We start from the raw sequence: 16,135 nt of genomic DNA, 5'->3' as shown, positions 1-16,135 counted from the left end.
GTCCCGCGGGGTCTCCCCCGAGATGAGAACCTCGGGGGCGCACCGCGCGGCCGCTACGGCGTACCGTCAGCAGCCTCGGCCGTGGCTTCCCCGGGCACGAGGAGGACGTCCCAGTTCTCGACCACCATGCGGAGTGGGCGGGTTGTTTCCGACCATCTCCAGGCGTCGCGAACGGCGTCGATGTGACGCCCCACGCGGCGTCGAACGCGGCGGTGCGTCAACTCGATGATGCCGGCTTTCATGGCCGCCACGTCCTCGCACGCGACGACGACCCCCAGGTCTTCGTCGCGGATGTACTCGGCGAACCAGTCCCCTTCGGTGACGATGCTGGGGAGATGAGCCCAGAAGTGGTCGAGGATCCGGGTGCGGAACGCATAACGCGTTTCGAATGAGGGCCGGTGCGCCGATACCGCGGCATCGGCCCCCAGGAGGTAATCCGCACGGTCGTCGGCGGGAACCCAGCCATCGACGAAGTACACGCCCTCATCGAGCACGCCGAGACGCTGAGCAAGCGATTTCGCCCGCTCGACCGACGGCGGCGCCCCGATCAGTTCGTTCGGGTGCGTCGTTCCGTAGAACGCCAAACAGACCGGATGGCCCTCGCCGCGGAGCTCGGCCACGGCGCGAATCGGGGTCTCGGCGTCGAACCAGTCCCAGATGCCGCCGGCCCATACGAGAAGGAAATCCTTATCCTGCAGTCCGAAGTCCTCGCGTAGGGCGGATCTTTCGGCCACCGGGTCGTCGTCTTGCATACCGAACGGGGCGAGCCCGATGATGTCGGCCACCTCGCGTCCGCGGAGGGTGCTCGGACGAAGAGCGCCGGATGCCAGCGCGTAACCGATCCAGAAATCGCGCTGTCTGTCGTTCGACGTGACGAAGTATGCCCCGATGCGCAAGGCCACTCGGAACTGATGGAGTACATCGTCGAAGACGCGGTCTTTCTGTCGCGCATCGGTGAACCCCCCGATGTTCTCAGCCCCGATGGCCTCGGCGGGGAGGGCGTTGTACAGGTCAAAGATGAAGCGGACCCCTGTCGCGGCGCCACGTGTGATGACGTCAGGGTCGAGGGTCTGGCTGTAGACGACATCGTGCTCCCCCATCATGCCGACCAGCTCATCGCCGTCACCGTAGGTGCGGACGGTGAATGGTCCGGTGCTCAGGAACGGAACCGAAGCCACGTCGCCCGCACTCACGGCAAGCGTCACCGTGGACACGCGAGACAGCTGCTCTGCGATTCGGACCGCTCGGATACCGGGGCCCGCCATGCGCTCGCCGACGACATCCGTTGCGACCACCAGCAACCGCGATCGGGCGACGTCCGCGTTCGTGATCGATATCATTGGGTTTCCTGACTCGCTGATGGACGTAGACCGACATGTTGCAGATTCTTCACGGCGCCGCCAGGCGCCTCTACCGCTTGATGCCGGAGACGTGGAAGGGGAAGTACCGCGACCGCCGTACCCGCCGTTCCTATCTTGCCAACATGATCGGCGGCCCAGCCGACGAAACGACTCTGGTGGCGGCGAGGGCCTGGTTCCGGCACAATGCCCGACCGGTCACGATCGTCATCCCCAGTTACAACGACGTCGACCTCATCCGGGAGGCGGTCGCGAGCGTCGAGCGCACGTGCGAGCACGCCGAGTGGGAGATCGTCATCGTCGACGACTACATCGACGTCGAGGTCGTCGCCCAACTGCGACAGCTCGAGAACTCGCGGGTACGCGTCATCGAGAAAAGCGAGAGGCGCGGGTTCTCCGGGACGGTCAATGTCGGTATGTCCGAGGCCCCCGGCGACATCATCCTGCTGAACAGCGACATCGTCGCCCAGCCCGGCTGGCTCGAGATCCTGCAGTACAGCGCGTACGCGATCGACGCCCGAATCGGCCTCGTCAGCCCTCGCCTGGTCTACCCCGACGGCCGCCTGCAGTACGCGGGGCACTATCACGCACGTCAGCATGCACCGCAGTGGTGGAGCCATTTTCACACCGGTGCGCCGGCGACACGGCCGGTCGCCAACGTCGCCGGCTACAATCGTGGCGCCTCCGGGGCATGCCTCTATGTCACGCGCGAGGCATTCGATCGTCTGGGGGGACTCGATGACGAGTTCTGGCTGGGTTTCGAAGACGTCGACTACGCGATGCGCGCGTGGAAGCTCGGCATCCGCAGCTACTACCAGCCTGCAGCCCTGCTCGTGCACCACGAATCCGCGAGCCGCGGGTACAGCCAAGGGCACCGCGAGCTCGCCTCCATGCGGCGCTTCTGGGCGCGGTGGGAGGATCAGCTCCTCACGCGCCGTCTGCCGGAAGACGCCCCGCTCGACATCGTCTTCGGTCCGGCCTCAGGCTCACTCTGGGAGGCCTACGTGCGGCGCATCTGCGACGCGCAGGCCGGCCGCGCCGTGTCGTATCACCGCGTCTCCGATGCGGCACGCGACGAAGAACTGATCCAGCGGCTGTCCGACGGCGGCGGAATCGTCATCGCGGCCGATTGGACGGCGTCCGAGACGGTCTGGCTGTCCACCGCCGGGGGAGGACTCCCCGTGTACGTCCTCCCGGGCGTCGAGAGCGCGTTCCACCCCGAAGACCCGGCGCTCCAAGCGCGGATCGTCGCCGGATACCGTCCTGACTTCGACTACGTGGCCCCCAACCCCTGGGTCCAGCGTCAGCTGCCGATCGACACGGCGTGGGAGGCGCGGGCACGCGTGGCACCGGCTCTTCCCCCGAGGGAGTTGCCGGCTGAGAGCGAGAGGGTCGTCGTGGTCATCGGCGCGACGGCGTCCCAGCGCGAGCGAATTCGAGCGACCGCCCGGGAGTTCGCGCACGTCGTGATGCCACTCGATGACATCGATTCGCAGGCCGATCTCGACTCCGTGATCGGTCGCCGGCCGCGCGTGATCGTGGATTTCGTGGCTCGCGGCAACTCTCTCGTCGCTCTCGCGTTGATGTCGTGCGGTGCTGTGTACGTCCTGCCTCACGAGCCCGTCCTCGGCCACGAGGTGTTGGATGGCTACAACGCGCTACGGTTCGACCCGGGCGCCCTCGAGACGCTCGACCGCTCGCTCGCCGATTCTCTCGCGATCGACAGCGTCTGGTCGGAGGTGCGTAGCAACGGCCATGCGACCGCACGACGCATCGCCGAGTTGGCGCCGGCGGAATTCGGGCGAGCTCTGGCGACGTTCTCTGCGTCCGCGACCTGAACCGGCCCGGATGCTCCGGCTCGGCCCGGGTGAGCGTCAGCGCAGTTCGAGCGCGCGATCGAGGAGTGTGCGGGCACGCGCGTCGAAGGAGTGCGCCGCGCGCACCTCGGCGCCGATGCGCGCGAGTTCCTCGGGCGGGGGGAACACCTCCTCGGAAGGGCGGCGCAGCAGCGCCAGCAATTCGTCGATCGTGCGATAGGTCGCAACCGCTCCGCCGAAGATCTCACCGATCCCGTCCACCTCGTCGCTGATCGCACGCCCGCCGGCGGCGACGACATCGAAGAGCCGGTTCGAGATGAAGCCCGCCCGCTGCATGGCCGGCCAATGGTCGTTCATCACAATGTCGGCACTCTCGTAAAGGGCGGGCAGTACCGCATTGGGCACGCTTCGCGCGACCACCGTATGGGCAGGGATGTAGCCGGTCCAATCGGGGCCGTACACGCTGAGTTGGAGGCCCGCTTTCAGGGGCTCGACCACGGACGGACGGGCGATACCGCGCGCAGTGCCGACGAACACCCGCTCCGACGTGCGCGGCAATTCCTGCGGGTGGAAACGCCGCGTGTCGGTGCACTGCAGCAGAGTCCCCACCTCTCGACCCCACGAGATGCTCGTCTCGCGGGCCCATGACCGGGATGCCGCGAACACCGCGTCGAAGCTCGCCGCCTCACCAGCGGTCAACTCATCGGGGTGGCTGATGACCCAGAGCAGGGAGACGGCGTCATCCTGAGCGTCGATGGGTTCAGGCCCTCGAAGGGCGAGGACCACATCGTCGAGTCGTGTGGACGGACGCCTCCGCGCCTCGTAGGCGTCGATCACGACGTCTTGGCCGAGACGTCGAAGTGCGTCGGCCAATCCCCGGGCGAAGTGCGTGTCGCCCCAGAACTCCCCGGGTCGGCCCGGGGGAGCTGCGATCTTGAGAGCCCATCTCAGTCGGGGAGTCGCTCCCGCCGAGGTGGCGTCGGGGAGTCGGCGTTCCACGCGCGGTCTTCCCCCCGCTCCCGCGACGGCGACGAGTCCGGCCGGACGCAGATAGGGGTCCAGGTCGGTGTCCGGCCCGGGCGCGGGCTCGACCGGCGGAGGAAGGCGGGGAGCGCGCACGACGGCGCCCAGGAGCGTCCGCGCCGGGCCGTCGGTGCTGCTTCCCAGGGGGTGGGCAAACGTGGGGGCGGCGATGCGCGGCACGGCGATCCACTCGCCCGCCGCCTGCGCATCCTCGGCGGGGTGGCCGCTCAGCAGGTGCCGATACCGTCCGCCGCTGACGACGAGTCCGGCGGAGGCGATCGCCCCGGTCTCGTCGAGCCACAGCGGAGCGACGGGCCCCTCGGCTCCAGCGGCCGCGAGAGCGTCGAGATCGGCGGACGAGATCTCGTTACCAGCACCGCGCACGACGATCACTCGGTCTGGAGCCACCGGGAGGCTGTCGAGCCGAAGAGTATCGCGGGTCTGCACGCGGACCCGAGGGTGCCACGCCCCCACCAGCGCGCAGGCGAGCCACGACTCGACCTCGGTACTGTCGAGGGCGATGACGAGGTCGGTATCGGCGCGGGCCGCGGTGTCCAACACGGCGTCGAGGGCATAAGCGAGGTCGGGCTCGTCTCTGCCCACCTCGCAGACCACGATGCGCGCGGCCGACGCCGAGGCCATCGGTCCGCTCGGCTCTCTTCGCGCGGAGCGTCCCATCGCCGACACGACGGTCGACCAGGGAACGCTCGTCGTCTCCTTCTCGGTGCCGAGCGCGATCCGGCCCTCTGCCCGCGCGAGCCGCCAGCGGTGGCCGAGCGGACCCGCCGGGTCGGAGAGGGCTTCCGGATGCGCCTCCGCCCAGCCCACCGCGTCCCAGTTCACGCTGACGCGGATGCGACGGGGGTCGTTGACCAGATAGGCGTAGAGCGCCGGGACCCGACCGACATCGGAGAGCTGCGAGGCGATGAGGCGTTCCATCGCGAGCGGGTTCAGGGTCACCCCGGTGCGGAAGCCGCCCCGCACGTAGGCGCGCAGCGCGGAGCGCCGGGTGCGGAACCCCTGCGCACGGATCAGATCGTCGTCGATCAGGTCGGCGCGACGGATCACCCGCGCCCACCAGACGCGGTCGAGAGCGTGAACGACCGGGCGTGCGAACGCGGAACCCCTCAATCGCCGGAGGCTCAAGCGCGCGAGCGTCGCGGGATGAGGGATCCGCACGCGGGTCATGCGAGTGCGCCGACGTAGTCGGTGATCGAGGAACGCCAATCAATGGTGGGGGCCCAGCCGAACTCGTCGCGCAGGCGAGATGCGTCACCGCGGATGTCCGCGACGTCACCGGGACGCAGCAGCCCCGCGTCGATGCGCGTGGGAGGAACGGGCACATCGAGCGCCGAGGCAAGTGCTTCGAGCATCTCGGCGCCCGTGTGCGACCGGCCTGATCCGACGTTGTACGTCGCGTGTTCGTGCAGCGAGGCCGACGCGAGGGTGACGTAGGCCGCCGCGACGTCGCGCACATCGGTGTAGTCGCGAGCGGTGGAAAGATTGCCCGTCTGCACGGGCTCGCCGGGCACCGCGGACCGCAGCTTCTGCGTCAGGTCCGGGATGAGGAAGCCTGGTCCCTGGCCCGGGCCGATGTGATTGAACGGACGCGCCACCACGGTGTCGATGCCCCGTCGCGAGTAGTACTCGGCCAGGGTCTCGACGAGCATCTTCGCCACGGCATAGGGCGACGTCGCGGCCAGGGCGTGGGCCTCGTCGACCGATCTCCCCTCGGACGGAGGGGCGTACACGGCGCCCGAGCTGACGACGACCACGCGTGTGCCCTCGGACCGCTCGAGAAGGGTTTCGCACATCACGGTCATGATCGAGCTGTTGACGTCGAGGTAGCGCTGCGGCTCCGAGAAGGACCGCCCGACGGCGGCGAGCCCGGCGAGGTGCACCACCGCGTCGACCCCGATCGGGAACGGCCACTCACCGGTCAGGTCGGTTCCGTAGTAGGCGTCGCAGAACGGAGCGAGCCGCTCTGCCGGGTCCGCCTCACGGCCGGCGGCCCACACGCGCATTCCCGCTCGCTGAGCGAGCTGGGCGACGTGCGGGCCGACGAATCCGTTCGCCCCCGTGATCGCGAGGGTGAAGGTCACGCGGGGTTGCTCAGCAGAGCCGACTGCTGCTGCAGGTCGTGGGAGACCATTCGCGCCACCAGGCCCGGGAAGTCGACCTCGCGACGCCACCCGAGTTCGTTCTCGGCTTTGGCGGGGTCGCCGAGCAGGATGTCGACCTCGGCGGGACGCATGAACGCGGGGTTCTGTACGACGTAGGGCCTCCAGTCGTCGACGCCAATCTCGGCGAAGGCGAGAGTGAGAAACTCCTCGATGGAGTGGGTCTCGCCGGTCGCGAGGACGAAGTCATCGGGGGTTTCGTGCTGCAGCATGCGCCACATGCCTTCGACGTAGTCTCCGGCGTAGCCCCAGTCGCGCTTGGGCCACAGGTCGCCCAGCTCGATGTGCGGCTGCAGGCCGAGCTTGATGCGGGCCACGGCGTGCGTGATCTTGCGCGTGACGAACTCGACGCCGCGGCGCTCGCCCTCGTGATTGAAGAGGATGCCGCACGAGACGTACATGTCGTAGCTCTCGCGGTAGTTCTTGGCGATCCAGTGGCCGTAGAGCTTGGCGACGCCATACGGGCTGCGCGGGTGGAACAGCGAGTTCTCGTTGTATCCGGCACCGGGCCGGTTGTAGTCGAGACCGCCGAACATCTCGGATGTGGAGGCCTGGTAGAACTTGGTCTTCTGGGCGCGCCCGGTGATGCGGACGGCCTCGAGGGCGTTGAGAACGCCCTTCGCGGTCACGTCTGCGGTGAGGGTCGGGTTCTTGAACGAGTAGCCGACATGGCTGATCGCCGCCAGGTTGTAGAACTCGTCGGGGTCGCTCGTCTCGACGGCGCGGACGAGCGATGTCGGGTCGGTGAGGTCGCCCTCGATCAGGGTGACGTAGGGGAACTCGCTCTGCGTGGCTTCACGGCGGGGGTTATTCTGGCCACGGATGAGCCCGAACACCTCGTATCCCTTGGAATGCAGGAGGCTCGCGATGTGCCCGCCGTCCTGTCCCGTGATTCCGGTGATCAATGCACGTCGGGAATCTGCCATTATGCCTCCAGTCGAACTGCTCGTTCCATGCTACTGGGCGGGGCGCAGTGGTCCCGTCGACGCACGTGCGCCCCGGCGGGGTCAGACCCCGAGTAGCGTCGCGAGAGAGTCGGTAGCCGGTGTCGTCCGGAAGCCCGTGGCCTCGAGCTTGGACAGATCCAACACGCTGTGACGCGGGCGGGGGGCGACCGGGGCGGTGGCGGCGGCGAAGTACTCGTCGGTGGAGACGCCCGTCACCCGTGCACTGTCGTGACCGGTGAGGTCGAATACTCGGCGAGCTACCTCGGCCCACGACATCGGCTCGCCGCTTCCCGTGAGGTTGTACACCCCGTGGGGCGCGTTGCTCTCGATGAGATGGCGGATACCGGCCGCGATGTCACCGGTGAAGGTCAGACGTCCCACCTGATCGTCGACGACACGCGGATCGACGCCCCGGTCGGCCAACGCTGCCATCGTGCGGACGAAGTTCTTGCCCTCACCGATCACCCACGAGGTCCGGACGATGTAATGCCGAGGCACCGTCGAGACGAGCGCATCACCCGCCGCCTTGGTCTGTCCGTACACGCCGAGGGGGCAGACGGGGTCGTCCTCGCGGTAGGGCCGATCGCTGGCGCCGTCGAAGACGTAATCGCTGGAGACGTGGACCAGGGTGAGGCCGTTTGCGGTCGCGATGCGGGAGAGGGTCGCGACCCCGGCCACATTGGCGGCCCACGCGGCGCGACGACCGTCGGGCGTTTCGGCGATGTCGACGGCGGTGTGGGCGGCGGCATTGATGATCACGCCGTAGTCGCGCCAGCGACGCGCGCCGTCGATATCGGAGTCGTTGAGGTCCAGGTCCGCGCGAGTCGCGTACTCGACGTGCGGTAACCCGGAGAACTCCTGCTGGAGGGCGAGGCCGAGCTGACCGGACGCACCGACGACGAGGATCTTTCGCGGGGGAATGGGCGTCACGTCGCGCAGACGCGGGTGGGCGAGGTCCTTGGCGGAGATCTCCACGTCGGCGAGCGGGATCGGCCAGTCGATCGCGGAGGTCTCGTCGGCGAGGTTCAGGAACGAGTACTCGGCGCGGGGTGACCAGTGGTCGTTGACGAGATAGGTGTACGCCGTATCGGGCTCGAGTGTCTGGTACGAGTTGCCGACCCCGCGCGGAACGAAGACGGCTCGCGACGGGTCGAGTTCGGTGGTGAAGACCGCGCCGAACGACGGTCCCTCGCGAAGATCCACCCACGCGCCGAAGATCCGGCCCGTCGCGACCGAGACCCACTTGTCCCAGGGTTCGGCGTGGATGCCGCGGGTGGTGCCGACGGCGTCGTTGAACGAGACGTTGTTCTGGACGGGGCCGAAGTCGGGCAGCCCCAGCGCGCTCATCTTCTCGCGCTGCCAGTTCTCCTTGAACCACCCGCGACTGTCGCCGTGGACCGGGAGATCGAAGACGACGAGACCCGGGATGTCGGTCGGTGTGACGCCCAACTGCTTGCCGAAGGCGGTTGCCATCACTGGCCCTTGCTGGCGTAGAACGCTTCGACGCCGTCCTTCGCGGGTGCCCACCACGACTCATTGGCGCGGTACCAGTCGATGGTCGCCGCCAGCCCGGCCTCGAAGTCGCCGTAGGCGGGGTGCCAGCCGAGTTCTGTGCGCAGTTTGGTGGAGTCGATCGCGTATCGAAGGTCATGGCCGGCTCGGTCGGTGACGTGGTCGTACGCGTCGGCGGGCTCCCCCATGAGCCTCAGGATCAGCTCCACGACATCCTTGTTGTTCTTCTCGCCGTCGGCGCCGATGAGGTAGGTCTCGCCGATCTCGCCCTTGTCCAGGATCGTGAGGACGGCGGACGAGTGGTCGTCGGCGTGGATCCAGTCGCGGACATTCTCACCGGCGCCGTACAGCTTCGGCCGGATGCCGCGCAAGACGTTGGTGATCTGGCGAGGGATGAACTTCTCGACGTGCTGGTAAGGCCCGTAGTTGTTCGAGCAGTTGGAGATCGTGGCCCGCACGCCGAAGGAGCGCACCCACGCCCGGACGAGGAGGTCGGAGCCCGCCTTCGTCGACGAGTACGGCGACGAGGGGTTGTAGGGAGTGCTCTCGGTGAACCGCGCGGGGTCGTCGATTTCGAGGTCGCCGTACACCTCGTCGGTGGAGATGTGGTGGAACCTGCGGTCGTGCCGGCGGGCCGCCTCGAGCAGCGTGTACGTGCCGATGATGTTCGTGTCCAGGAACGGACGGGGGTCGTGCAGCGAGTTGTCGTTGTGCGACTCAGCGGCGTAGTGCACCACGGCGTCGGTCTCGGCGAAGAGCTGGTCGACGAGCTCGGCGTCCGCGATGTCGCCCTCGACGAGGCTGACCCGGTCCTCGGGCAGTCCCGTGAGCGAGGCGCGGTTGCCGGCGTAGGTCATCTTGTCGAGGACGGTGACCCGGTGGTCGGTGTGCGCCACGACGTGGTGCACGAAGTTGGAGCCGATGAAACCGGCGCCGCCGGTGACGAGGAGATGCATGGTCAACGCCCTCTTTCCAGGAGTTCGAGCAGGTACCCGCCGTACCCCGACTTCACCAACGACTGTGCGCGTTCGCGCAGATCGTCGTCGGTGAGGAATCCCTGCCGCCACGCCACCTCTTCGGGTACACCGATACGCATGCCCGTGCGTCGCTCGATCGTGCGCACGTAGTCGGCGGCATCCGTCATCTGGTCGAAGGTGCCGGTGTCGAGCCACGCGGTCCCGCGGGGGAGCACCTCGACACGGAGCTTGCCGGCGTCGAGGTACGCCCGGTTCACGTCGGTGATCTCGTACTCGCCGCGCGGTGACGGAGCGAGCCCGCGGGCTATCTCGACCACGTCGTTGTCATAAAAGTACAGACCGGGCACCGCGTAGTTGCTGCGGGGCATCGCGGGCTTTTCCTCCAGGGACACCACGCGGCCGGTGTCGTCGAACTCCACGACGCCGTAGGCCGTGGGCTCGGACACCCAGTAGGCGAACACCGCTCCGCCTTCGACCTCGGAATACCGTTTGAGCTGCGTCCCGAGCCCCGGGCCGTACAGGAGGTTGTCGCCCAGGACGAGGGCGACCTTGTCGTCGCCGATGAAATCGGCCCCGATCGTGAACGCTTGGGCGAGTCCATCCGGCGACGGCTGCTGCGCGAAGGAGATGTTCACGCCGAAACGAGAACCGTCCCCGAGGAGGCGTTCGAAGAACGGGCGGTCGTGGGGGGTCGTGATGACGAGGATGTCCCGGATGCCGGCCAGCATGAGCGTCGACAGCGGGTAGTAGACCATCGGCTTGTCGTAAACGGGGATGAGCTGCTTCGAGACCCCGAGGGTGATCGGATGCAGCCGTGTCCCCGAACCGCCGGCAAGAATGATTCCCTTCACACGGTGATCCTTACACACCGGGGTCCCCGCGCTGTGCGCGCGCGTCGCGCGCGGGAGAAGACGCCGTCTCTCTCCGGGGCCTCACAGTGAGCGCCACATATACTGAGGCTCCTCAGTTCCGAGTGACGAAAGCCTGAGTATTACTTTGACGGACAGTGCCCGGGCGCGCTTCGAGCGGCTCTCTCGCGAATCCCTCGTTCAGACGGGCGGCGGAGGAACATCATTCCTAGGCACGTGGAGTTCGTTCCGTGCGGTTTTCTCCCATAGAGAACTCCTCGCCCTCCTCGTGCGGCGCGACATCAAGGCCCGGTACAAAGACAGCGCGTTGGGTCTGCTCTGGACCCTGATCAACCCCATCGTCCAGTTGTGCGTGTACTACCTGGTGATGGGGGAGATCCTAGGGGCCGCGCGTGGCCTCCCCGACTTCGCTATCTATGTCTTCTCCGGTCTGACGATCTACGCTCTGTACTCCGAGACGCTCTCGGCGTCCACGGGCTCCATCGTTGCCAACAGTGGATTGGTGAAGAAGGTCTACGTCCCACGCGAGATCTTCCCGCTGGCGAGTGTCGGGTCGGCGCTGTTCACGTCGGGTGTGCAGATGGTCGTCCTCGTCGTCGCGTGCTTCGTGCTCGGAGCGCCGCCGCTCGGCTGGGAGATCGTCTATGCGATCCCGTCCATTCTTCTGGTCGTGCTGTTCGCCGGATCCTTCGGCATCCTGCTGTCGGCGCTGAATGTCTACCTGCGAGACGTGCAGTACCTGACGCAGATCGTTCTGATGCTGTCGCTCTGGGCCGCGCCTATCGTCTACGGCTGGAACATGGTTAACGACGTCATGACCCGATACAACCTCCCGGCGTGGGTCCTGGAGGTCTACACGAACAACCCACTCACCTTGGCTGTCCTCGGCTTCCATAGAGCTTTCTGGACAGCCGGGAGCCCCGCCGACTACCCCCCGCACATGGCGATGCGCATGGCGATCGCAACCCTCGCCGGGATCCTGCTCCTGTGGGTGTGCCAGCGTGTTTTCGCTCGCCTGCAGGGCAACTTCGCCCAGGAGCTGTGACATGAGTATCGAGAACGTCAAGACGGTCGACATGCCCGAAGTGGTCGTCGTGGACCAGGTGTCCAAGTCCTTCACCATCCGGAAGGACAATTCGCTGAAGGAGCGCGTCGTCACCCTCGGCAAGAGAGGGCGCGTGCACGAGGAGAGATTCGAAGCGTTGAAGGGCGTGTCCTTCGCGATCCGCGCCGGCAGCTCCATCGGCCTGATGGGCAGCAACGGCTCGGGCAAGAGCACGCTCCTCAAGCTCATCGGCGGGATCATCGATCCCAGCGAAGGGCGCATCATGCGTCGTGGGCGTCTCGCCGCGTTGCTCGAGCTGGGTGCGGGATTCCACCCGGACCTAACGGGGCGAGACAACATCTACCTGAACGCCGCCATCCTCGGGATGTCGAAGGAAGAAACCGACGAGCGCTTCGACAGCATCGTCGCGTTCTCAGAGATCAGCGAATTCATCGACACCCAGGTGAAGTTCTACTCCTCGGGGATGTACGTGCGTCTAGCGTTCTCGGTGGCGATCCACACGGACCCCGACATCCTTCTCGTCGATGAGGTACTCGCGGTGGGCGATGAAGTCTTCCAGCGGAAGTGCATGGACAAGATCCGTCAGTTCCAGCGCGAGGGTCGCACTATCATCCTCGTCTCCCACTCGCCCGAGCAGGTCGCCGAGGTCTGCGACGTCGCGGTGGTCCTGAGTCATGGCAAGGTGGCCTTCTCCGGCTCGGTCGGTGAGGCGACGAAGGTACACCGCGAAATTCTGGAGGGGCGTCGCCGCGAGGTGCGCGCCGAGGAGGACGCCGCTGAAGACGGCGCTATCCAGACCGTCACCCCCGCCCCCGCGAAGGTCACGGCCGTGCGCGTCCTGGATGCGTCAGATTCTGTCGTCGATCTGATCAAACCGGGCGACTCGGTGACCGTCGAGCTCGACGTTGAGTTCGAGGCGTCCGTCGGTGAGTGGAATTCGAGCATCAGCATCGAGACCCCGCAGGGTCATCAGGTCTTCGGCACCGGCACCCGCCGGATGAAGACCGTTCACCAGCCCTCACCTGCGGGAACCTCGACGATCCGGTACGAGATCGGGTCTCTCCCGCTCGCGGGTGGGCAGTACTTCATCAACTGTGAGATCGCGGACGCGTGGGACACCCCGTGGTCAGTGCTGTTCCAAGGCACGATGTTCTTCGTCCCCAGCGAGTTCCGACAGTCAGGAATGGTGCACGCGATCGCGAGCGTGTCGCAGAACTGACCCGCGGACCCGTCGTCGATGGCATCGCTCCGGCGCGCTCGTGGGACGTGCGCTCGCCCTGCGGCTGCCCGCGCGCCCACCCGGTTGTGGTCGGGAGTGCTCCCGTTCGGGGCGAAACCCTTGCGGCGACGGATCCGAAATGACCGGCGCCACAAGGGTTTCGACGCTCAGGAGGCGAGCACCCCGCGGAAGTACTCCACCGTCCGCTCGAGGCCCGCGCGCAGGGCGATCGTCGGCTCCCAGCCGAGCTCGCGGCGGGCGAGGTCGATGTTGGGCTGGCGCTGCTTGGGGTCGTCCTGGGGGAGTTCCCGGTGTTCGATGGTCGAGGTGCTGCCCGTGATCTCGAGCACGGCGTTCGCGAGCTCGAGCATGGTGAACTCGCCGGGGTTGCCGACGTTGATCGGTCCGGTCACCGAGTGGTCGGTGTTCATCAGGCGCACCATGCCGTCGACGAGGTCGTCGACGAAGCAGAACGAGCGCGTCTGCGAGCCGTCACCGTAGATGGTGATCGGTTCTCCACGCAGGGCCTGCACGATGAAGTTCGACACGACTCGGCCGTCGTTGGGGTGCATGCGCGGGCCGTAGGTGTTGAAGATGCGGATGACCTTGATCGACAGGTCGTGCTGGCGGCGGTAGTCGAAGAAGAGCGTCTCGGCGGCGCGCTTTCCCTCGTCGTAGCAGGAGCGGGTGCCGATGGGGTTCACGTTGCCCCAATAGTCCTCGGTCTGCGGGTGGACGGCGGGGTCGCCGTAGACCTCGGAGGTCGAGGCCTGCAGGATCGGCACACGGAGGCGCTTGGCGAGACCGAGCATGTTGATCGCACCCATGACGCTCGTCTTGGTGGTCTGCACCGGGTCGTGCTGGTAGTGCACGGGGGAGGCGGGGCACGCCAGGTTGTAGATCTGGTCGACCTCGACGTAGAGCGGGAAGGTCACGTCGTGACGCATCAGCTCGAAACGCGGGTTGTCGAAGAGGTGCTCGACGTTGCGGCGGGAGCCCGTGAAGAAGTTGTCGACGCAGATGACCTCGTTGCCCTCGGCGAGGAGGCGTTCCGACAAATGGGACCCGATGAATCCGGCTCCGCCGGTGATCAGAACTCTGGATGACACTTCCCCACCCTATCAGCGGGGGTCGGCGGTGCCCGGGGGAGGACCCGATCAGCGGGTGGCCGACACCATCCGGGCCTGCCCGAACGTCCTCCCCAGCGCGCCCTCGAGACGCCCCACGAACATGGGCCAGCCGTCCAAGAGAGTGATCGGCCGGGGGTTGCGGACGCCGTAGAGCAGACCAGCGCCGGTGAACGCCGCCCGCCACCACAGGGGGTACCCGTGCACGGCGAACGCACGGCCCGTGCCGCGACCGTAGGCGCGGAGCTTGCGGCGACGCTCGGCTGCCCCGAGACCGAAGCCCGTCGAGATCCCGTCGACATGGACGGATGCCGGCAGCCATCGGAAGTCGCGGACGAGACCCGGCTCGTGCGCCAGGGCGCGCAGCAGGAGGTCGGTTCCTTCGGCGACCTGCCACGGTGTCGAGGCCCCCGGTCCCATCCGCTCGTCGAAACCGCCGACGGCGTCGAAGAGGGATCGGCGCATCAGGATCCCCATCTCGATCACCGACCACACGTTGTACTTGTCGAGAGGGGTGCCCGGCTCGGGCAGCGTGGTCTTGGGGCCGCGCTCGTCCCACGAGGTGAACCCCCCGGCGCGGAAGGTCGCGTCGTCGACGGCGTCGTGCAGGGCGGCCACGGTGCCCGCCGGGTAGGTCGTGTTGTCGTTCGGGAAGGTCACGACGGCTTCACCGGCGGGGAGAGCCGCCACCCCGGTGTTGCGGCCGAGCGACGCACCCCGTCCGGAGGTCGTGGCCGACACGGCGACGCCGCGCTCGGCGAACTCCGCGGCGAGGGCCGCGACCTCGTCCTGCGCCCCCTGCGCGACGAGCACGACGTGGTCGCCGTCGCGCAGCTGCCCCTCGAGGGAGGTGAGGAGGGCGCGGAGGGGGTCCAACCGACCCAGGGTCGTCACGACGAATCCGATGTTCACCAGACGATTCTGCCTGTCGGGGAGCCCGGTGCGGGAATCAGCGCGCGTCGCGGTCGATGATCCGGTTCCAGGCGGTGGTCGTGGCATCCCATGTGAAGCGTTCCGCGTTGGTGAGGCTCGCCTCCGACAGGGTCTCGCGGAGCGCGGGGGAGTCGGAGATCTCCGACAGGAGGGATGCCAGTTCCTTTGGCTGCGTGGGCGCGAAGTACCGCGCGGAATCGCCGAGGATCTCGCGGTTGATGGGGATGTCGGATGCCAGGACCGGAGCCCCCAGTCGCTGCGCCTCGAGGGGAGGCAGTCCGAAGCCCTCGTGCAGCGACGGCCACACGAACGCGTCCGCCCGGGCGAAGGCGGCCGCGAGCTCGTCGTCGCTCACCGGCCCGGTCCATCGGATCCTCGCCGGCGCAACGCCCCGAGACGCCGCGTGGGGCTCCAGCTCGGGGTCGAGGTTGCCCACGAACTCCACGTCGACATCGGATGACGCGGGCAGGAGGGCGAGGGCGTCGATCACGGCGCGGGTGTTCTTGGCGGCCCCGTGGCGTCCGAAGGCGACCACGCGCGTGCGGCGCTCGCCGGGCGGCGTCTGCCGCGGCGTGAGCGGAAGGCTGTCCGCCCCCTCGTAGACGACCTCGATCCCGGTGGGATCCACCCCGAACCGTTCGGCGATCTCTCGCTGCGAGGCGTGGCTGACGGTGACGAGGCGCTGTCCGCGACGGAGCATGCCGAAACGGACCGCGAGCTGCCACTGGAGGCGGAACGGAAGCGTGAAGTCCTGCGGGCGGATGGCGGGGGCGATGTCGTGCAGAACGGTGATCTGGTGGCGGTACGTCATCGGCGCGATGTTGGCCAGGTTGAGCAGCAGCGGCGATCCGTGCCGCCGCAGCCAGCGCGGCAGCTCGAGCTGCTCCCACGCGGGCCCGGCGAGGCGCCCGACCGTCTCGGTGCGGATCCCCTCCACACTGGAGGTGTCGGCTGACGCCGGAACCAGCAGCACGATGTCGTCGCGGGACTCGGCGAGGTGGTGGGTCAGCTCGGTCGCGAAGCGTCGCACTCCGCCGAAGGAGTCGATGAGGAAGCGGCCGTTGACGGCGATGGTCATCGCGCGGTCCTTTCGTGGGGGCGTGCGGC

Annotated in this window: 13 protein-coding genes; 3 read left to right on the top strand and 10 right to left on the bottom strand. The window is 67.6% G+C overall.

The window, feature by feature from the left end:
• Window positions 1-53: 53 nt before the first annotated feature.
• Window positions 54-1,214, bottom strand: a complete 1,161-nt coding sequence (locus QBE02_RS06610; RefSeq protein WP_279367609.1) for a glycosyltransferase — start codon at window positions 1,212-1,214, stop codon at window positions 54-56.
• Between the two features lie 269 nt (window positions 1,215-1,483).
• On the opposite strand from QBE02_RS06610, the gene QBE02_RS06605 reads away from it, so the two are divergent.
• Complete coding sequence (locus QBE02_RS06605; protein ID WP_279367608.1) at window positions 1,484-3,196, top strand: glycosyltransferase family 2 protein; 1,713 nt, start codon at window positions 1,484-1,486, stop codon at window positions 3,194-3,196.
• 36 nt (window positions 3,197-3,232) lie between these two features.
• Here the strand turns inward: QBE02_RS06605 and QBE02_RS06600 are convergent, their stop codons facing one another.
• From QBE02_RS06600 to rfbA, 6 genes are all read right to left on the bottom strand, one after another.
• Window positions 3,233-5,329 (bottom strand): glycosyltransferase family protein, encoded by a 2,097-nt coding sequence (locus QBE02_RS06600; RefSeq protein ID WP_279367607.1) that lies wholly within the window; start codon window positions 5,327-5,329, stop codon window positions 3,233-3,235.
• Window positions 5,330-5,382: 53 nt separating this feature from the next.
• On the bottom strand, window positions 5,383-6,300 hold the full coding sequence (locus QBE02_RS06595; RefSeq protein ID WP_279367606.1) for an NAD-dependent epimerase/dehydratase family protein: 918 nt from the start codon (window positions 6,298-6,300) through the stop codon (window positions 5,383-5,385).
• The gene (locus QBE02_RS06590) at window positions 6,297-7,304 is read right to left on the bottom strand and encodes a GDP-mannose 4,6-dehydratase (protein ID WP_279367605.1); all 1,008 of its coding nucleotides are present in this window, start codon (window positions 7,302-7,304) and stop codon (window positions 6,297-6,299) included. Before QBE02_RS06590 ends, QBE02_RS06595 begins: the two co-directional genes overlap by 4 nt.
• Before the next feature lie 81 nt (window positions 7,305-7,385).
• Window positions 7,386-8,798, bottom strand: coding sequence for a bifunctional dTDP-4-dehydrorhamnose 3,5-epimerase family protein/NAD(P)-dependent oxidoreductase (locus QBE02_RS06585; protein WP_279367604.1), 1,413 nt, complete (start codon window positions 8,796-8,798; stop codon window positions 7,386-7,388).
• Complete coding sequence (gene rfbB, locus QBE02_RS06580) at window positions 8,798-9,793, bottom strand: dTDP-glucose 4,6-dehydratase (RefSeq protein ID WP_279367603.1); 996 nt, start codon at window positions 9,791-9,793, stop codon at window positions 8,798-8,800. Before rfbB ends, QBE02_RS06585 begins: the two co-directional genes overlap by 1 nt.
• 2 nt (window positions 9,794-9,795) lie before the next feature.
• Complete coding sequence (gene rfbA / locus QBE02_RS06575) at window positions 9,796-10,665, bottom strand: glucose-1-phosphate thymidylyltransferase RfbA (protein ID WP_279367602.1); 870 nt, start codon at window positions 10,663-10,665, stop codon at window positions 9,796-9,798.
• Window positions 10,666-10,951: 286 nt separating this feature from the next.
• Here rfbA and QBE02_RS06570 point away from each other — a divergent pair, with 286 nt between their 5' ends.
• Both QBE02_RS06570 and QBE02_RS06565 read left to right on the top strand, forming a co-directional pair.
• Window positions 10,952-11,728, top strand: a complete 777-nt coding sequence (locus QBE02_RS06570; RefSeq protein WP_279367601.1) for an ABC transporter permease — start codon at window positions 10,952-10,954, stop codon at window positions 11,726-11,728.
• Window positions 11,685-12,968, top strand: coding sequence for an ABC transporter ATP-binding protein (locus tag QBE02_RS06565; protein WP_279367600.1), 1,284 nt, complete (start codon window positions 11,685-11,687; stop codon window positions 12,966-12,968). The genes QBE02_RS06570 and QBE02_RS06565 overlap by 44 nt, the downstream gene beginning before the upstream one ends.
• A gap of 167 nt (window positions 12,969-13,135) precedes the next feature.
• Here QBE02_RS06565 and QBE02_RS06560 read toward each other — a convergent pair whose 3' ends face one another.
• Genes QBE02_RS06560 through QBE02_RS06550 form a run of 3 tightly spaced genes read right to left on the bottom strand, consistent with a single transcriptional unit; the run spans window position 13,136 to window position 16,106 of the window.
• Window positions 13,136-14,077 (bottom strand): UDP-glucuronic acid decarboxylase family protein, encoded by a 942-nt coding sequence (locus QBE02_RS06560; protein WP_056226823.1) that lies wholly within the window; start codon window positions 14,075-14,077, stop codon window positions 13,136-13,138.
• A gap of 48 nt (window positions 14,078-14,125) precedes the next feature.
• The gene (locus tag QBE02_RS06555) at window positions 14,126-15,007 is read right to left on the bottom strand and encodes a glycosyltransferase family 2 protein (protein ID WP_279367599.1); all 882 of its coding nucleotides are present in this window, start codon (window positions 15,005-15,007) and stop codon (window positions 14,126-14,128) included.
• 37 nt (window positions 15,008-15,044) lie between these two features.
• A complete protein-coding gene (locus QBE02_RS06550) occupies window positions 15,045-16,106 on the bottom strand; it encodes a glycosyltransferase family 4 protein (protein WP_279367598.1) in 1,062 nt (353 codons plus the stop codon).
• Between the last annotated feature and the right edge of the window lie 29 nt (window positions 16,107-16,135).

Source organism: Microbacterium testaceum, assembly GCF_029761935.1.
Taxonomy (GTDB): Bacteria; Actinomycetota; Actinomycetes; order Actinomycetales; family Microbacteriaceae; genus Microbacterium; species Microbacterium testaceum_A.
The sequence above is the reverse complement of the archived record's forward strand: the minus strand, read 5'-3'. Positions and strand labels throughout refer to the sequence as shown.

Bases quoted from the DNA above. Each gene is read 5' to 3' on its own strand.
- QBE02_RS06590 (WP_279367605.1), bottom strand. From the start codon at position 7,304: ATGGCAGATTCCCGACGTGCATTGATCACCGGAATCACGGGACAGGAC.
- QBE02_RS06550 (WP_279367598.1), bottom strand. From the start codon at position 16,106: ATGACCATCGCCGTCAACGGCCGCTTCCTCATCGACTCCTTCGGCGGA.
- rfbB (WP_279367603.1), bottom strand. From the start codon at position 9,793: ATGCATCTCCTCGTCACCGGCGGCGCCGGTTTCATCGGCTCCAACTTC.
- QBE02_RS06585 (WP_279367604.1), bottom strand. From the start codon at position 8,798: ATGGCAACCGCCTTCGGCAAGCAGTTGGGCGTCACACCGACCGACATC.
- QBE02_RS06605 (WP_279367608.1), top strand. From the start codon at position 1,484: ATGATCGGCGGCCCAGCCGACGAAACGACTCTGGTGGCGGCGAGGGCC.